Annotated in this window: 16 protein-coding genes and 1 other annotated feature; of the genes, 4 read left to right on the top strand and 12 right to left on the bottom strand. The window is 34.8% G+C overall.

Going from position 1 to position 18,485, the window contains the following annotated elements:
- Positions 1–53 precede the first annotated feature (53 nt).
- A complete protein-coding gene (locus tag ABUA27_RS07485; protein ID WP_349820492.1) occupies positions 54–1,355 on the bottom strand; it encodes a sensor histidine kinase in 1,302 nt (433 codons plus the stop codon).
- On the bottom strand, positions 1,355–2,305 hold the full coding sequence (locus ABUA27_RS07480) for a sugar ABC transporter substrate-binding protein (protein WP_349820491.1): 951 nt from the start codon (positions 2,303–2,305) through the stop codon (positions 1,355–1,357). The genes ABUA27_RS07485 and ABUA27_RS07480 overlap by 1 nt, the downstream gene beginning before the upstream one ends.
- A 168-nt stretch (positions 2,306–2,473) precedes the next feature.
- Here ABUA27_RS07480 and ABUA27_RS07475 point away from each other — a divergent pair, with 168 nt between their 5' ends.
- Positions 2,474–2,674, top strand: coding sequence for a hypothetical protein (locus tag ABUA27_RS07475; protein WP_217747428.1), 201 nt, complete (start codon positions 2,474–2,476; stop codon positions 2,672–2,674).
- A gap of 32 nt (positions 2,675–2,706) precedes the next feature.
- Here the strand turns inward: ABUA27_RS07475 and ABUA27_RS07470 are convergent, their stop codons facing one another.
- Together ABUA27_RS07470 and ABUA27_RS07465 are read right to left on the bottom strand one after the other, a co-directional pair.
- On the bottom strand, positions 2,707–2,892 hold the full coding sequence (locus tag ABUA27_RS07470) for a PspC domain-containing protein (protein WP_287844779.1): 186 nt from the start codon (positions 2,890–2,892) through the stop codon (positions 2,707–2,709).
- Entirely contained in the window at positions 2,861–5,212 is a 2,352-nt protein-coding gene (locus ABUA27_RS07465) for a YfhO family protein (RefSeq protein ID WP_287968474.1), read from the bottom strand. The genes ABUA27_RS07470 and ABUA27_RS07465 overlap by 32 nt, the downstream gene beginning before the upstream one ends.
- A gap of 161 nt (positions 5,213–5,373) precedes the next feature.
- Between ABUA27_RS07465 and ABUA27_RS07460 the strand changes: the two genes are divergently transcribed.
- From ABUA27_RS07460 to ABUA27_RS07450, 3 genes are read left to right on the top strand one after another with little or no spacing between them, the layout of a single operon-like run.
- Positions 5,374–6,045, top strand: a complete 672-nt coding sequence (locus ABUA27_RS07460; RefSeq protein ID WP_281073371.1) for a PIG-L family deacetylase — start codon at positions 5,374–5,376, stop codon at positions 6,043–6,045.
- Between the two features lie 2 nt (positions 6,046–6,047).
- A complete protein-coding gene (locus ABUA27_RS07455; RefSeq protein WP_281073370.1) occupies positions 6,048–6,743 on the top strand; it encodes a response regulator transcription factor in 696 nt (231 codons plus the stop codon).
- Positions 6,736–8,061, top strand: a complete 1,326-nt coding sequence (locus ABUA27_RS07450; protein ID WP_349820490.1) for a HAMP domain-containing sensor histidine kinase — start codon at positions 6,736–6,738, stop codon at positions 8,059–8,061. Before ABUA27_RS07455 ends, ABUA27_RS07450 begins: the two co-directional genes overlap by 8 nt.
- Positions 8,062–8,081: 20 nt before the next feature.
- Here ABUA27_RS07450 and ilvB read toward each other — a convergent pair whose 3' ends face one another.
- The 8 genes from ilvB to leuA all read right to left on the bottom strand — a co-directional run bounded on the left by ilvB (position 8,082) and on the right by leuA (position 17,648).
- Positions 8,082–9,758: a biosynthetic-type acetolactate synthase large subunit gene (ilvB, locus tag ABUA27_RS07445; RefSeq protein WP_303352693.1), complete on the bottom strand. Its 1,677-nt coding sequence runs from the start codon at positions 9,756–9,758 to the stop codon at positions 8,082–8,084.
- Between the two features lie 17 nt (positions 9,759–9,775).
- A complete protein-coding gene (gene ilvD / locus ABUA27_RS07440; protein WP_349820489.1) occupies positions 9,776–11,449 on the bottom strand; it encodes a dihydroxy-acid dehydratase in 1,674 nt (557 codons plus the stop codon).
- Positions 11,450–11,458: 9 nt separating this feature from the next.
- The gene (leuB, locus tag ABUA27_RS07435) at positions 11,459–12,541 is read right to left on the bottom strand and encodes a 3-isopropylmalate dehydrogenase (RefSeq protein ID WP_287844765.1); all 1,083 of its coding nucleotides are present in this window, start codon (positions 12,539–12,541) and stop codon (positions 11,459–11,461) included.
- Between the two features lie 5 nt (positions 12,542–12,546).
- Complete coding sequence (gene leuD, locus ABUA27_RS07430; protein ID WP_006505167.1) at positions 12,547–13,038, bottom strand: 3-isopropylmalate dehydratase small subunit; 492 nt, start codon at positions 13,036–13,038, stop codon at positions 12,547–12,549.
- Positions 13,038–14,315: a 3-isopropylmalate dehydratase large subunit gene (gene leuC, locus ABUA27_RS07425; RefSeq protein WP_349820488.1), complete on the bottom strand. Its 1,278-nt coding sequence runs from the start codon at positions 14,313–14,315 to the stop codon at positions 13,038–13,040. The genes leuD and leuC overlap by 1 nt, the downstream gene beginning before the upstream one ends.
- A 97-nt stretch (positions 14,316–14,412) precedes the next feature.
- Positions 14,413–15,429, bottom strand: a complete 1,017-nt coding sequence (ilvC, locus tag ABUA27_RS07420; RefSeq protein ID WP_006505165.1) for a ketol-acid reductoisomerase — start codon at positions 15,427–15,429, stop codon at positions 14,413–14,415.
- A gap of 6 nt (positions 15,430–15,435) precedes the next feature.
- Complete coding sequence (gene ilvN / locus ABUA27_RS07415; RefSeq protein WP_129981121.1) at positions 15,436–15,960, bottom strand: acetolactate synthase small subunit; 525 nt, start codon at positions 15,958–15,960, stop codon at positions 15,436–15,438.
- A complete protein-coding gene (leuA, locus tag ABUA27_RS07410; protein WP_192924003.1) occupies positions 15,960–17,648 on the bottom strand; it encodes a 2-isopropylmalate synthase in 1,689 nt (562 codons plus the stop codon). The genes ilvN and leuA overlap by 1 nt, the downstream gene beginning before the upstream one ends.
- Before the next feature lie 53 nt (positions 17,649–17,701).
- Positions 17,702–17,955 (bottom strand) — a binding site (T-box leader).
- Between the last annotated feature and the right edge of the window lie 530 nt (positions 17,956–18,485).

The following is an 18,485-nucleotide window of genomic DNA, read 5'->3' as shown; positions in this document are numbered from 1 at the left end:
GAATGATATCGCATCGTTCATCGAGCCCTGAAATCTGTCATTCATCAAGTTTTTCATAAACTTTTGACTCTACCCAAAGGTATAGTGACAATAGTTAAGAAACCATGATGACCATCATAAGCGACCTTACCATTAATCATACCTAAACGTTCTTTCATCTGTTTTAATCCAAAACCATAATGAATCTCTTCACATCCCTGTCCATTATCCTGAATCTTTAGATATAAACTATTATCTTCTATATATAATGAAATATCAATATGTGTTGCATCACCATGTCTTACTGCATTCGTAACACTTTCCTGAATCACTCTAAATAAGATATCTTCTTTAGTATTTTCAAAATCTACTTTATCTAAACGATAATCTAGAGAAATTGTGAGGTCACTGACACTTGTGAATTCTTCAATCATATTTTCTATAGCCCCTTTAAAGCCATGCTGTTCAAGAGCACCAGGACGTAATTTATTTAAAGAGTTACGCACATCCACAATTCCTTGTCTGACTACTTTACTAATGACCATTAATTGTTTCTTGGTTGCTTCTGGATTGATATCAATCATTGCAATGCAGGCATCTACACCTGCTGCAATACCTGTTAAGGCATGGCCTAAAGTATCATGGATTTCACGAGCAAGTCTTTTTCTTTCTTTATCTTCCGCAATCTTTTCACTCACTGCCGCATAATTCTCTAATTCATGATTGACTTGATGTACCATGATTAATTCCTGAGTCATACGTTCATTTTCCTGTACTTCATTCGCAATATAAATCATTAAGAAGAGAATAAAGAAAAGAAGATTAATAATGTCTAAGAAGTTAATACCAACCTGCAATAAACCTCTAGTCGTACTTGTATAAACTTCGAAATAAGCATCCGCATTTACAAGAGGAAATAATGTATTAAAGAAATCATAGTTAGATATTATAAGAAGTAAACTTAAAGGAATTGTCAGCCATTTGACATATTTATTCTCTTTAAATCTAAATAATGCATCACAGAATATTAAATAGATAATACCATTATAGCTAAAATAAAGAGATTTCATTATGAAAAATCCTAGAATTGTTTCTATAGAAAGAAAGAGAAGATTCTCAAAAGGATATTCTTTAACACGATAATCAAAGAAATTCATTAATACAATAACACAGCTAAAAAGAATTAATGTTTCAAAGAAGATCAAACCTGGGTTCTCTGGGATATAGTTTAAAGAACTTAGAAAGTCTCTAGAAAGATTATTCGCAATAATATAGTTTGTACTGAACATAAATATCATTGCGTAACATGTGATCATAAAGAAATTCCAAGACATCATAAATGTACGGATTCTTTTTAAGCTAATACTTTTCAACATTATTGCCACCTCTTTACACTATAGGAGTCGATATTGTCTTTAGTAATCAATGTGACAGGTACTTCAATAATTTTTGGAATATCTTTTCTTTGAAGAATATCATACATCTTCTTTGCAGAGAGTTTTCCAAACATAAGTGGAGATTGTGCAGCTGTACCTGCAATAAGCGGGCTCTGTTTAATAAGTGATTTTAAATCTGGTGTGCCATCTACTCCATAGACAATAATATCTTGACGATTTAATGATTCTATGGCAGCGAGTGCACCTAATGCTGAAGGATCATTTAAAGCCATCACAACATCAACATTTGAATGCTTTTTTAATATTGTCTGCATTAAAGGCATCGCACGTTCTAATTGTCCTTCACATTCTGCAGAGTCTATAATTTGATATTGTGGATAATCTTTAATAGTATTTACAAATCCCTGTATTCTTGAAGCTGCTGATTCGACAGTAGAATGTTTTAATAAGACAATATTGGCTGATTGCATTCTTTTCATCATATTTTGAGCACATAAAACACCTGCATTATAATTGTCAGATTCAATAACACAATCAATCAAATCTGTATTATCTACAGACGCATCTATCGCTATCACTGGAATTCCTGCTTTTCTTGCAGATTCTAAAGAAGGAAGCTTCTTTGAATCAATAGGATTCACAAAAATACCATCCACCTTCTTTGATATAAATTCCTCTATCTGTTCATTCTGTTTATCTGTATCAAGTTCAGGATTACGTACAATAAGTTCATCCCCGTTTTGTTCTATTTCTTTTCTTAATTCGTTATTAATCACTTCATAGAAAGGGTTGTTCATAGTCATATAAGTTGCCCCAAAGACAAGATGTGTCTTTTGTGGTGTTAAATAGCTTGTATAAACTGTTCCTAATAGTGTTGCAACAATAAGCCAAAAAATGATATAAAGTGACTTCTTACTTCTTTCATCCATAAATCTCACCTACTTGTGTACATTTTAACATAATTCTCACATCCTCTAAACGATAAAAATGCAGAGATTATGATATTATTTGTTACAAATGATATAAAAGGGTCTATAATATATATAGGCAAGGATAATCTCATTGTATTTTTTTAAATGACCGAGGAGATGATTTCTATGTTAGATATGAGAATTTTAAGTGATCCATATGAAGAAGAATGCTTTCTAATACTAAAAAGCAACCTTCCTAAGATGAAAGATGAGGATGCATTAGAACTCTATATAAACTTAAAAAAGTCTTATAAGAAAGACAGAGGTTTAATGCGTTATATCTTTGATGAAACAGAAAAGATTGCACAGAAAATAATAACTATCTAGCCAAAAAAAGAAGGTTCGCGAGAACCTTCTTTTTAGTATTCACTTGGGACAATAACCGCAAGAATAATATAAGCGAGAATACCGCTTCCTCCTAGCGCTGTAAATGCAACCCATCCTAATCTGACAAGAGTAGGATCAATCTGGAAGTATTCCGCAATACCTCCACATACGCCAGCAAGCATACGGTCATGTGCTGAACGATATAATCTTTTCTTCATTTTTACCCCTCCTCACACATAGTATCATATTTTCTTTGATATATATATAGAATAATACAAATAGAATAACACCTATTGTACTTATGATACATGCAAGAGTATATCCTGGAGGAGTAAATGTGATCTTAATTGTATGATCCCCTTTTGAAATACGACATCCTAAGAATGCTTGATTGACTTTTTCTATATTGACTTTCTTATTATCAATATACATTGTATAACCCTTTTCATAAGGGATACGTGTAATAAAGTAACCATCTTGAGAGACATTGATTTTACCTTCCAGTGCATTGGATGATTTCTTAACATCTAATGGATCAACAGTCTGATTTAATGCAGAAGCAGGAAGTGTATACATCTTAATATTTTTAATAATATAGTCACCTTTAGAGAGAGTTACTTTTAATTGATTACTTGTAGTCACATAAGTGAAATGTGTATGAGGATGATAATAAGGATTCTTAATACTAGCGAGTTTATTCTTCATTCCATTGACAGTAATAGATACACCCTTAAGAGGTTTCTTATTCTCAATATCTGCTTCTAATACAACGATTTCATTGTTTGTTTGACGATTCAATGTGATTTCTTTTTTCTGTTTTTTAGTAATATGATAAGATTTCTTGAATCCTGGATCTTCTTTAATAAACTGACTTTGATAATGTGTATCACCTTTATTCACAATCGCACAATTCACAAGTGTATCTAGAGTATATGGATAAGAGAGTTGTCTAAAATGTTTTTCACTCATTAACTGGCTTGTTGCATAAGCTTGAGGTAAAGAAGTATTTGATTGATAAAGTTTCACATTCTTATCTTGATCCCTTAAAGAATAACCATAAGGGGCATTTCTTTTAGAAATAACTGTATCAATACCAAGTGTTTTAAGGTAGAAGATATTGTCTGTGTCATTCTGGGCTACACGGTTATTTGTAGGAACAGGGATTCTTAATGTATCAAATAGGAATTTATTGTAATGTTTATTATTAGTAGATGTATAGCCTGATACACGTCTAAATAGATAACCATGAGTTTGATTGACATTCTGTCTTGTAGTCAAATCTGCGACTGTATGCATCTTATTTCTTCTTACTAACTGTGAAACATTCTTTTCTGATTTCTTTGGCTTATAGAATGAAGAAGGTCCATTAATAAATGATACGACCAGCATTGGAATCACAAGATATCCATACAATACATGCTTTCTTCTTTGGAGTAAGATAAGAAGCGCAAATAGACAATCTACAAGTGCTGAGAATGGATATTCAATAAAGAATAATGGAATCATTAGTAACAATACAGAATATCTAGAAAGTGTAACATCCCCTTCTTTAATCTTTACTAACATCATACACATGATATAAGCCACGATTGGAATAAAGACAATCATGATCTTACTTCTTGCATATAAGAAACCATTCATAATAAACCACACAAGTGGAGAGTAGAATGATACAAGAGTGACAATAGAAAGCTTTCTTAGCTGTTTATCACTTAAGGCAAGAACTAAAAGAATATATGAGATATATGTAAGTCCACATCCATATTTGCTATAGAGTAATCCCTTTAAATTAAGAGAAGGAATGAATAAAGAAGACAATTGTGTTGGTGCACCAGATTTACCATTCATTAAAATAATATAAAGTGTTGGGATTGTAAGTATTGCGGTTAATAGGACAATTAATATATATGATATAAAGAGCTTTTTCCATTCTTTAGGATAACGATAAAGTAAATAAATGAAACATACAATAAAGCATCCAATACAATAGAAATAGCTATGAAGTACAATCATACTGCCACATAGTGTAAAAGCTGCAAAGTTCTTCTTTTCTATACTTATCAAAGCGAGGAATAAGTAAGGCATATAGTTCACAAACATGATCTGTTTATGTGAATGAAAGAAGATACTTGATAATAATACAAGCAAGCTGACAAAGATACAGATGTTTTCGTTATCTGTATGTTGTCTTAAAAAGATATAACAACAAATAACAGAGAGTGTCAGCATCAATACACTATAGGCAATAATGATTGTCTGCATATTTACATGTATGAGTAATGCACCTATAAGAATATCTGGTCTTAAGTATCCATAATAAGAGAAGTGATAGATATTTCCTCCACCCATCAACTGTTTCATATAAGTAGGAAATAGTGTTCCTTCGCTTCTTATTGCATGTCTTAATGCATCCGCAATAACTACATGCTGGCTATACCAGTCAATTGTGTTACCAAAGACATTGGATGTAAGTATAAAGACTAATGCGATAGATAGTAGACCAAGTAGACAAATGGTGCGCTTGTCTTTTTTAGTCATGATTTTCACCTCGATACTATTGTAAGAAATAAATCTTAAATTTAGACTTAATTAAATCTTAAATTCACTTAATTATTGTAAATTTTATGTTTAAGAAATCTTAAGAATTCTTTTAAGGTTTTTTAAATAAAGAGATGATATTGTAAAAATGGGTGATAAATATGAATAATTTAAAAATGTTAACAATTAGTTCTTTGTTGATGATTAGTTCATTATTTGGTTCTAATCATACAATTAAGCATAAGAAAATGATTGATGGATTAAATCTTAAGAATATAGATTCTGTGATGTTTGTAGCACATCCTGATGATGAAACTATATGGGGTGGCAGTCATCTTTTAAAGAAACATTATCTTGTTGTATGTTTGACTAATGGTAATAATAAGGTAAGAAGAAAAGAATTTATGAATGTCATGAAAGCAACAGGTAGTACAGGTGTTATGTTTAATTATCCAGATAAAACAGATGGACAAAGAGATAATTGGAATAAATCAAGAAAATATATCAAGAATGATGTAAACTATATATTAGGTAAGAAGAAATGGAAAACTGTTGTGACGCATAATCCTGATGGTGAATATGGTCATACGCATCATCAGATGACTTCTTATATAGTAAGTAAAGATAGTCGTGTGGATATGAATCAGTTAGTCTATTTCGGCAGGTATTATAAAAAGAAGAATTTGCCTCATAATCTTAATTCTATAAGTCAAAGTGATTTAAAGAAGAAGATGAAGTTAACAAGTATGTATAGTTCACAATCTAAGGTTATGGATCATCTTGGACACATGTTACCTCATGAGAACTGGGTGAAGGCAAAAGATTGGAGATAGTTATGAATGAAAAAATCATGGTAGTAGATGATGATCAAGATATACGTGAAGTGATCCAGGTGTTATTGTCTAGTGAAGGATATAATGTCATAGAAGCAAGTAATGGGAAAGAAGCATTAGAATTAGTGAATGATGATACAGATCTTATTATTCTTGATGTGATGATGCCTGAGATGAATGGGTATCAAGCGTGTGTATTATTAAGAGAGAAAACAAAAGCCCCTATTCTCTTTTTAACTGCAAAGGGGCAGGATAGTGATAAAACATTAGGTTTTTCTAGTGGTGGTGATGATTACTTAACTAAACCATTCTCTTATAATGAGTTAAATGGACGTGTGAAAGCATTACTGAGACGCTATCATGTATATCAGGGTAAAGGTACTACACAAGAAAAACAGATTATATATAAGACAGGTAATATAGAAGTCAATAGTGCGAAACGTACAGCATCAATAGATGGAGAGAAACTCAACTTAACAGATTTAGAATATAATATTCTAGAATATTTATTAATGAATAAGCAACAGGTAATTTCTCCTAGTCAATTATTTGAAGCTATCTGGCATGAAGAGTATTATTATGGGGCAAATAATACAATCATGGTGCATATTAGACATTTAAGACAGAAGATTGAAAAGGATCCTACAAATCCTGAACATATCAAAACAATCTGGGGTAAAGGATATTATTGTGAGTAAGAAATATGTAAGTCTTGCTTCTAAAATTTTCTTTATATTAATTGCCTCAAGTATGTCTGCAGTATTGGTATATAGCTGTTTTAGAGAACAGATTCCTCACTATTATAGTTTTATAGATGAAGTAGCTGGTATAAAAGATAAAAGAAACAAGTTCTTTAAAGAGTTTAAAGAAAAAGCGAAAGATGTAAATTTAACTGATAAGAAACAGGTTAAGAAGTTAATTAAAACCAAAGATCCTTACTTGTCTGTTTATATTTATGATAATAAGAATGAATATTATGTTGCCGCTAATTATGCTGATTTTCTTACTCAACCTGTAAGTGTGATTACACCACTTTATATCTTACAGACAGACTTTGAAACAGATGCATATAATATGGTTTATACAAAAAATGTGCAGTTTAAGGATCAAAAGGCTGAAGTAGAACTGTATGATATGAACTTACTGAAGTATATTAAGTATTATTTCTATGTTGCTTTATTTACTTCTTTCCTCACATTCCTTCTTCCTACTTTCTTTTTTATTCGTCATAAGGTTAAATATATTGAATGTTTAAAACAGGAAATACTCAATATGTCCCAGGGTGATTTATCTCATCCTATGACAATTCAAGGACGTGATGAACTTGCAGTACTTGCTCATCAAATGGATGGTCTAAGAGTGACATTACAGGAAAATAATGAGAAAGAAATGGAAATGCAGCAGACACATCATGATTTGATTACTGCCATGTCACATGACTTAAGAACTCCTCTCACAAGTTTAAGAGGTTATCTGGATATTCTTGCCTTACATTGTTTCAAGGATCAGGAACAGATGGATAACTACTTACATAGATGTATTGACAAAGTAGAACAAATTAAAGAACTCTCTAATAAGACATTTGCCTATTCACTCGTTTTTGAACAGAATAGTCATCCTAAATTAGAAAGTATGTCTACAGAAGCACTCTTAAGCTATATAGAAGAGAATCTTAACTATTTAGAATTAGAAGGTTTTATCATTCACAAAAACATTAAATACATAAAAAAAGAAGTCCTTTTGGACTTCTCTATGATCAAAAGAATGATCAATAACCTCTGTTCTAATATTCATAAGTATTCCGATAACCATGTAGGTATGACTCTTACTCTTGATGATTCTTTTGATCTCCTCTTAACCAATAAAAAGAAGAGTGACTTATCTAAAGTAGAAAGTAATAAGATTGGTTTAAGAAGTGTTAAACGTATTGTAGAACTTCATAATGGAACATGTTCTATTGAAGAAAGTGAAGAAACATTCTCCATCCATATCTCTATTCCATTAAAAAAGGCTTGATTTTATTCAAGCCTTTTTAATTACTTATTAATATCTGCTTCATCAAATACTTCCGCAATAGAGCTTCCTGGCGCAACCATTGGGAATACCTTGTCATCATCATCAATAATACATTCGATTACAACTGGGCCATGATAATCCACTGCTTCCTGTAAAGCAGGCATCACTTCTTCTTTCTTAGTGACACGGATAGCTTTACAGCCTAATCCTTCTGCCACCTTACAGAAGTCCACCTTATCATGAAGTACAGTGTTACTATAGCGTTCACCATAGAATAATGTCTGCCACTGTCTTACCATTCCAAGTACATGGTTATTAAGTACTACTTCAATGATTGGGATATTGTAACGTGATGCAGTAGCTAATTCATTGAGGTTCATACGGAAACATCCATCACCTGCAATATTGAATACTAACTGATTAGGACAGCCATATTTAGCTCCTATTGCAGCACCTAGTCCATAACCCATAGTACCAAGTCCACCAGAACTTAAGAACTGTCTAGGACGTCTATAGTGATAATACTGAGCTGCCCACATCTGGTTCTGACCTACTTCAGTTGTAATAATAGCCTGAGAATCAGTGAAGTTATCAATCTGTTCAATAACATATGGACCAGTTAATCTAGACTGATCATATGTTAAAGGATAACGATCCTTTAATGTACGTATTTCTTTCATCCATCCTGGATGATTCTGTTGTGTTAAAGTTAAATTAATAGCTTCAATAACATCTTTTGCATCTCCGACAATACCTAAATCAACAGGCACATTCTTATCGATTTCTGCGTCATCGACATCAATATGAATAATCTTCGCATTCTTCGCAAATGTATCCACATTACCAGTAATACGGTCACTGAAACGTACACCAATCGCAATCAATAAATCACATTCTGATACACCGATATTACTTGCTTTAGTCCCGTGCATTCCTAGCATTCCTGCATAACGTGGATTAGTGCCGTCATATGCCCCTTTACCCATTAATGTATCAGTCACTGGTGCATCGATTTTTTCTACAAATTCTTTTAAAGGTGCACTAGCCTGAGAGGCAATACATCCACCACCGACAAATACGAATGGCTTTTCTGATGCTTCAATCATTTCTACAGCCTTCTTAATTGAAGATGTAGGGAATGTGTAATTACGGCTGCCAATGACATCTGGCACCTTTTTAGTATATTCACAAGAACCTACAGTCGCATTCTTAGTCATATCAACTAATACTGGACCTGGACGACCTTCTTTCGCAATCTGGAATGCTTTACGAATAGTTGGAGCCAATTCTTCTGGTGATTTACAAATAAAGTTATGTTTAGTAATAGGGATAGTCACACCCTTGATATCAATTTCCTGGAAAGCATCTTTACCTAAGGCATTAACACCTACGTTGGCAGTTAAAGCAACTAAAGGAATAGAATCCATCATGGCTGTCGCAATACCTGTGACAAGGTTAGTGGCACCTGGTCCACTTGTTGCCATACAGACACCCACTTTACCAGTGGCACGTGCATAACCATCGGCCGCATGAGATGCACCCTGTTCATGAGATGTAAGGACATGATGAATCTTATCCTGATACTTATATAAACTATCATAGACTTCTAGGATTGCCCCTCCTGGATAGCCAAAGATAGTATCAACGCCCTGCTCAAGAAGGCTTTCTACTACAATGTCCGATCCTTTCATTAACATTTTTGGATTCTCCTCCTTTACTTATCATTTGGCTGTAATACAGCTCCAGTATTGGCACTTGTTACCTGTGCAGCATAACGTCTTAAGTAACCTGTAGTGATACGAGGTTCTCTTGGCTGCCATTTAGCACGACGTGCTTCTAATGTAGCATCATCTACAGCTACATTAATCTTATTATTTGGAATATCAATAGAGATCATATCTCCTTCTTCAATTAAAGCGATAGGTCCTCCTACTGCTGCTTCAGGAGATACATGTCCAATAGACGCCCCTCTAGTTGCTCCTGAGAAACGACCATCTGTAATTAATGCAACATCTTTATCAAGTCCCATACCAGCGATTTCACTTGTAGGAGATAACATTTCTCTCATACCAGGACCACCTTTAGGACCTTCATAACGAATAACAACAACATCACCCTTAACAATCTTACCAGCACGAATTGCCTTGATTGCATCATCTTCACTATCAAATACTCTTGCTGGTCCAGTATGTGTCATCATTTCAGGTGCGACTGCAGCTGCCTTAACGACACAGCTATCAGGTGCAATATTACCCTTTAATACTGCAATACCACCTGTTTTCATATAAGGGTTATCAACAGGACGGATGATTTCTGGATCTAAGTTTACACATCCTGCAATATTTTCTTTAATAGTCTTACCAGTACATGTGATACCTGTTGTATCTAAGATACCTAATGAATCAAGTTCATTCATGACTGCAAATACTCCACCAGCATCATCTAAATCTTCCATAAATGTAGAACCTGCTGGTGCTAAGTGACAAAGGTTTGGTGTATATTTAGAAATTTCATTCGCAATTTCAAGATTTAATTCAACGCCTGCTTCATGTGCGATAGCTGGTAAATGAAGCATTGAGTTTGTAGAACATCCTAAAGCCATGTCCACTGTCATCGCATTCTTGAAGGCAGCAGGAGTCATGATATCTCTTGGTTTGATGTTCTTTTCTACTAATTCCATGATCTTCATACCAGCATGTTTTGCAAGTCTGATACGTGCTGAATAAACAGCTGGAATAGTTCCATTACCACGAAGACCCATACCGAGTGCTTCTGTTAAACAGTTCATAGAGTTCGCTGTATACATACCTGAACATGAACCACATGTTGGACATGCTTTTTCTTCAAATTCTTCAAGATGAGCAGCATCTAGAGTACCTGCATTATATTGGCCAACAGCTTCAAATAGTGAAGAAAGACAAGTCTTCTTACCATTTAATTTCTTACCTGCAAGCATTGGTCCACCTGATACAAAGATAGTTGGAATATTTAAACGAGCCGCTGCCATTAATAAGCCTGGGACGTTTTTATCACAGTTAGGGATCATAACAAGTGCATCAAACTGATGTGCTGTCGCAAGACATTCTGTACTATCTGCAATGAGTTCTCTGGTAACAAGTGAATATTTCATACCTGTATGGTTCATCGCAATACCATCACATACTGCAATCGCAGGTACTTCAACTGGTACACCACCAGCTAAATAAACACCTTTCTTAACTGCTTCACTGATCTTATCGAGATTCATATGACCAGGAACGATTTCATTATATGAACAAACTACCCCGATTAGAGGTCTTTCTAATTCTTCTTCTGTCATGCCTAAGGCATTGAAGAGTGAACGATGAGGTGCACGTTCTACTCCCTTTTTTACATTATCACTTCTCATATTACCCTCCTAAAGTCTTTCTACTACAGCATCACCCATTTGTGATGTAGATACTTTTGTCATTCCTTCTTTATAAATATCAACTGTACGGATATTATCCGCAAGAACCTTTTCTACTGCTTTTTCAATACATGCTGCTTCTTCATCCATATCAAATGAATAACGTAGCATCATAGCAGCACTTAAGATAGTTGCAAGTGGATTCGCAATATTCTGTCCTGCAATATCAGGTGCACTGCCATGGCTTGGCTCATACATACCTAGACTGTCTTCACGAAGTGAAGCACTTGATAACATACCAATAGAACCAGTAACCATAGATGCTTCATCACTTAAGATATCCCCAAACATATTCTCAGTGAGGACAACATCAAACTGTGCTGGATCTTTAACTAACTGCATGGCACAGTTATCTACAAGCATATGTTCTACTTTTACTTCTGGAAAATCCTGAGCCACTTCATTCACAATCTTACGCCATAAGCGAGACGTATCTAAAACATTAGCTTTATCCACACTTGTAAGTTTCTTACCACGTTTCATCGCAATTTCAAATCCTCTTTGTGCGATACGTCTTATTTCATGTTCTGAATAAACAAGATTATCATGAGCCACTAATTCACCATTGATTTCTTTTGTATTTCTTTCACCAAAATATAAACCACCAGTCAATTCTCTTACGAAAATCATATCAAAACCTGCTTCTGATGTGCTTTCCTTTAATGGGCATGCACCTGCAAGTTCTTTATATAAATAAGCAGGTCTTAAGTTTGCGAATAAACCTAATTCTTTTCTAATCTTTAATAATCCTGCTTCTGGTCTTAATGTAGGATCTAATTTATACCATGGAGATGTATTAGTATCTCCCCCAATAGAACCTAATAATACAGCATCACTGTTTTTTGCGACTTCTAATGCCTCATCAGTTAATGGGACTCCATAAGCATCAATAGAACAGCCTCCCATGAGGATATTCTTGTAATTGAATGTATGATTATATTTCTTTGCGATGGCATCAAGTACCTTAATTGCTTCATTCACAATTTCAGGACCGATTCCATCACCTTTAATAACCGCAATATTCTTTTCCATATCCTCTATCCTTTCTTATTATTGACATAGTTTACAAGACCACCCTGTTCAATAATCTTCTGCATGAATGGTGGGAAAGGCTGACCCTGATATTCTGTATTCTTAGTGAGGTTATAAATCTTACCTGTTTCATAATCTACTTTTACTTCATCACCATCATCAATACCATCTACGGCTTCTGGACATTCAAGAATCGCAAAACCGATATTAATAGAGTTACGATAGAAGATACGTGCAAAGCTTTTTGCGATAACACATGAAACACCTGCTGTCTTTAATGCAAGAGGGGCATGTTCTCTTGATGAACCACATCCAAAGTTCTTCTTTGCGACAATAATATCACCAGGCTGAACTCTTTCTACAAATGTAGGATCTAAGTCCACCATAGCGTGGCTTGCTAATTCTTTGGCATCAAATGAATTAAGATATCTTGCTGGAATAATAACGTCTGTATCAACGTTATCACCATATTTAAATACTCTACCTTTAGCTTCCATTAGTTATTACCTCCGAATTTTTCTGGATTTGCGATATAACCTGCAATCGCACTTGCAGCTGCTGTTTCTGGAGATGCAAGATAAATTAATGATTCTACATCACCCATACGTCCAACGAAGTTTCTATTTGTAGTAGAAACACACTTTTCACCTTTCGCAAGTACACCCATATGACCACCCATACATGGACCACAGCTTGGTGTATTGACAGCACATCCTGCTTCTACAAATATTTCTAGAATACCTTCTAGGATACACTGTAAGTAAATCTTCTGAGTAGCTGGTACAACCATCACTCTCACATTATCAGCGACTTTCTTACCTTTAAGAATAGCAGCTGCTTTTCTTAAGTCTTCCATACGACCATTTGTACATGATCCAATAACAACCTGATCAATATAGATTTTATCCATTGCTTCAATTTCATCCACTGTCTTTGCATTACCTGGAAGATGAGGGAAAGCAACAGTTGGTCTAATAGCAGATAAGTCTACATCTACCACTTCTTCATATTCAGCGTCTTTGTCTGCTTCATAGATCTTATATTCACGTTTAGCATGTTTATCTAAGTATTCAATAGCGGCTTCATCAACAGGGAAGATACCGTTCTTAGCTCCTGCTTCAATAGCCATATTACAAATAGTGAAACGATCTGCCATAGATAATTCTTTGACACCCTCACCAGTAAATTCCATTGATTTATATAAAGCTCCATCTACACCAATACGTCCAATAATATGTAAAATAACATCCTTACCAGATACATATTTTGGTAGTTTGCCATGAAGATTAAATTTAATGGCTGAAGGTACCTTGAACCATAACTGTCCAGTCGCCATACCTGTCGCAATATCAGTTGTTCCTACACCTGTAGAGAAAGCACCAATAGCCCCATAAGTACAAGTATGTGAGTCTGCACCAATGACAGCATCTCCTGCCACAACAATGCCGCTTTCAGGTAAAATAGCATGTTCTACACCACATTTACCCTGTTCCATATGATGTGTTAATCCCTGCTCACGAGAGAATTCTCTGATTGCCTTTGAGTTCTCTGCAGATTTAATATCTTTATTAGGTGTAAAGTGATCTGGTACTAAAACAACCTTATCTTTATCAAAGACCTTATCAGCCATTTTCTTAAAGATTGGTAAAGCCATAGGTCCTGTAATATCATTTGCCATTACAATATCTACATTTGCTTCAATTAATTCACCTGCATGAACTTCTTTTACTCCCGCATGATCAGCTAAGATCTTCTGCGTCATTGTCATTCCCATTAGATATAATCCTCCTCAAGTTATTTTTGAATGTTGTAACGAGAAAGTACCGCAGTACTTCCTCTTTACAACACACAAAGTGTGTGTTGATTAGTGATTAGTTATTTAAAAGCTTATCTTCATCAGACCAAGAATATAATGAACGGATATCAGCACCTACTTTTTCACATTCATGTTCATTGTGTAACTGTCTCATTGCTTTGAAGTGAGCCTGTCCACCTGCTGCTGACATTTCAAGTAAGAATTCTTTAGCGAATGAACCATCCTGGATATCAGCTAATACTTTCTTCATTGCTTTCTTAGTGTCTTCAGTGATTAATTTAGGACCAGTGATATAGTCACCATATTCTGCAGTATTAGAAATAGATTTTCTCATACCTTCGAAACCTGACTGGTAGATTAAGTCTACGATTAACTTCATTTCATGGATACATTCAAAGTATGCATTCTTTGGATCGTAACCAGCTTCTACTAATACTTCGAAACCAGTCTGCATTAACTGACATACACCACCACAAAGAACTGCCTGTTCACCAAATAAGTCTGTTTCAGTTTCAGTTCTGAATGTAGTATCTAATAGACCAGCTCTTGCACCACCGATTGCAGCACCATAAGCTAATGCATAATCATGAGCCTTACCAGTGTAATCCTGTTCAACCGCTACTAGACAAGGAGTACCTTTACCTGCCTGATATTCTGAACGTACTGTATGACCTGGAGCTTTTGGCGCAATCATAGTTACATCAACATTCTTTGGTGGAACGATCTGATTGAAATGAATATTGAAACCATGAGCGAACATTAACATATCGCCTTCGTTTAAGTTTGGTTCGATAGCTTCTTTGTAAAGCTTAGCCTGTAATTCATCAGGAATTAATACCATGATGATATCTGCCCAAGCAGCTGCATCAGCAGATGTCATAACCTTAAGTCCCTGTTCTTCTGCTTTCTTCCAAGACTTAGAACCTTCATATAGACCAACAACAACGTCTACTCCAGATTCTTTAAGGTTTAATGCATGTGCATGTCCCTGAGAACCATAACCGATGATAGCAACCTTTCTACCATCCAATAAAGATAAATCACAGTCTGTGTTGTAATAGATTTTAGCCATTTTTATTTACCCCCTATTTTTCTTAGCTTTCATCTTTTCTATATCAAAATCATCTAGTCCTCTTCCGATGCCAGCAATACCAGTACGGACGATTTCGGTGATATTGAACGTATCTAACATTGTGAGAATACCATTGATCTTATTTTGATCACCAGTGACTTCCACAACGAGTGAATTTGGCGCAACATCTACAATCTGCGCTCTAAATATATTGACTATTGACACAATATCAGGTCTTTGTGAGTGGTCTGCTTCTACCTTAATAAGCACCAATTCACGATAGACTGAATGGTCATCATCTAACGGAAATATTTCAATTACATCTTCCAGCTTTCTTAACTGCTTTTTAATCTGTGCAAGAGTCGCTGGTTCTCCTCTTGCAGATACTGTCATACGTGAGACTGTTGGATCGTTTGTTTCACCAACGGTCAATGAATCAATGTTGTAGCCTCTTCTAGAGAATAATCCAGCCACACGGCTTAATACGCCGGCCGTATTATCAACTAGAATAGACAGGACAAGTCTTTCCATTAAGCGGCCTCCCTCATATCCTTATGTATTCTATTCATTGCTGAAATAATTGCTTTAATAGTTGCAGTTGTAATATTTGGATGAACACCTACACCCCATTCAATAATAGATGTGCCTTTTGCTCTAAGCTGTACATAAGCAGCAGCCTTAGCACTTGAACCAGATGTTAATGCATGTTCTGAGTAATCTAATAAGTGAATATAATGGTATCCATTATCATTGAAGGCATTCTTAACTGCATCAATTGGACCATTACCATAACCAATAATTGTACGTTCTTCACCATGATCACGAATTGTTAATTCTACTTTTCTTTCATATTCGTTTTCTGCATCTTCTGAGACATCTGTTAGTTTCTGATAAATGAACTGGAATGGTTCTTCATTTTCAATATATTCATTTCTGAATGTATCATAGATTCTTTCTGGTGATACTTCACCTTCTGCTTCAGAGATGTTCTGTACAATCTTTGCGAAATCACCCTGTAGTGGTTTAGGTAAATGATAACCAAAGACTGTATCCATAACGAAGGCCACACCACCTTTACCTGATTGAGAGTTGATTCGAACGATTGGTTCATATTGTCTATTTAAATCAGCTGGGTCAATTGGTAAGTAAGGCACTTCCCATTGTTTCTGATGTCTTTCATGATATTTATGCATACCTTTATTAATAGCATCTTGATGGCTTCCAGAGAATGCTGTGAAGACTAACTGACCAGCATATGGAGAACGAGGATCAACTTCCATCTTTGTACATTCTTCATAAGTACGCTTGATGTCATTCATCTGTGTGAAGTCAAGTTCTGGATTAACACCATGTGTATACATATTTAATGCAACAGTGACGATATCTACGTTACCTGTTCTTTCACCATTTCCAAATAGTGTACCTTCTACTCGATCAGCCCCTGCCATTAATGCAAGTTCTGTTGCAGCAACACCACATCCTCTATCATTATGTGGATGAACTGAGATAATAGCTCTTTCACGATCTTTTAGGTTTCTACATACATATTCAACCTGATCTGCAAAGACATTTGGTGTATCCATTTCTACAGTTGAAGGAAGATTCACAATCACTTTATTATCTTTAGAAGCACCCCATACATCTAAGACTGCATCGACTACTTCTACTGCATAATCCATTTCTGTACCAGTAAAGCTTTCAGGTGAATATTCAAGAATGACTTGACCTTTAAAGTTATCACATAACTTCTTTACAAGAGCACAGCCATCTGTCGCAATCTTCTTAATTTCATCTTTATCTTTGTTGAAGACAACATCTCTTTGAAGAATACTTGTTGAATTATAAATATGCACAATAGCGCGGTCTAATCCATCAAGGGCTTCAAATGTTCTCTTAATTAAGTGTTCACGACACTGAGTTAATACCTGAACAGTGACATCATCAGGAATGAGGTTTTCTTCAATCAATAATCTTAAGAAATCATATTCAATCTGTGAAGCTGAAGGGAATCCTACTTCAATTTCCTTGAATCCAAGTTCAACTAATAATTTGAACATCTTCACCTTTTCCTGAATATTCATTGGTGTTACTAATGCCTGGTTACCATCACGTAAATCTACTGAACACCAAATAGGTGATTTTTCAATTGTCTTATCTGGCCATGTGCGGTCTTTCAAGCTCACCGTTTCAAATCTCTTGTACTTTTGGTAATTCATCATAATTATTTATTCTCCTTTCCAACCTATAAAAAAAGCCCTCGTCCTTACTAGCGTAAGAGGACGAGAGAATAATTCTTCGTGGTTCCACCTCAATTTATTGATATCTCACAATATCAACCTTATCGAGTACGCTTTATATATAAAGTACATACTCTAGCGAGATAACGGTCGCAAATGCCGTAGCAGCCTACTTAATTCAGTGCTCCACTCAAGGATGAGTTCAAAGATGATCAAACAGTTCTTTACACCAGCCAGAACCTCTCTGCGCTTTCATCATTCCCCTACTAGTTCCTATCAAAGTCGTTTTCTTTTGGGTTGTTGTGTTTATCATATACTTCTCACTTAGACATGTCAACAAACTTTTTCACTTTCTTTCCTTATTTTCCTAATTATATTAATTATTTATCGGATTATCAGTTTTATAAGCGTTTTCTTGTAATGGCCTGTATAAATATTATTGTAATATTCAATATTATTTTCATTGTTTTTAATTACAGACATTTTTATATTTACTTCGCAAAATAATTATTATATTAATAATTATTTATCTATTCAAACTATAAAAAAAGATGTCTTTCGACATCTCAGATTGTTGACAAATTAGATGAAAATATCAATTGTGCTATCCCAAATTGGTATTTTCATTTTTTGTCTGCTTGAAATATTCATATATCACTCTAAATATAAAAAAACGCAAGCATATTGGGGTTATATTAGCCCCATTCTTCGCTTGCACAATCCCAGTTTCTTGAGATTATGACAGCTGAAAATGATCAGCGATTCATGCTGATTTTTCACTAGCCCTTTTAAACGCGTAAATCGCATGCCATGATTTTC

Source organism: Catenibacterium sp. RTP21428st1_D7_RTP21428_210409 (assembly GCF_040227455.1).
Lineage (GTDB): Bacteria > Bacillota_I > Bacilli_A > Erysipelotrichales > Coprobacillaceae > Catenibacterium > Catenibacterium mitsuoka_A.
The sequence above is the reverse complement of the archived record's forward strand: the minus strand, read 5'-3'. Positions and strand labels throughout refer to the sequence as shown.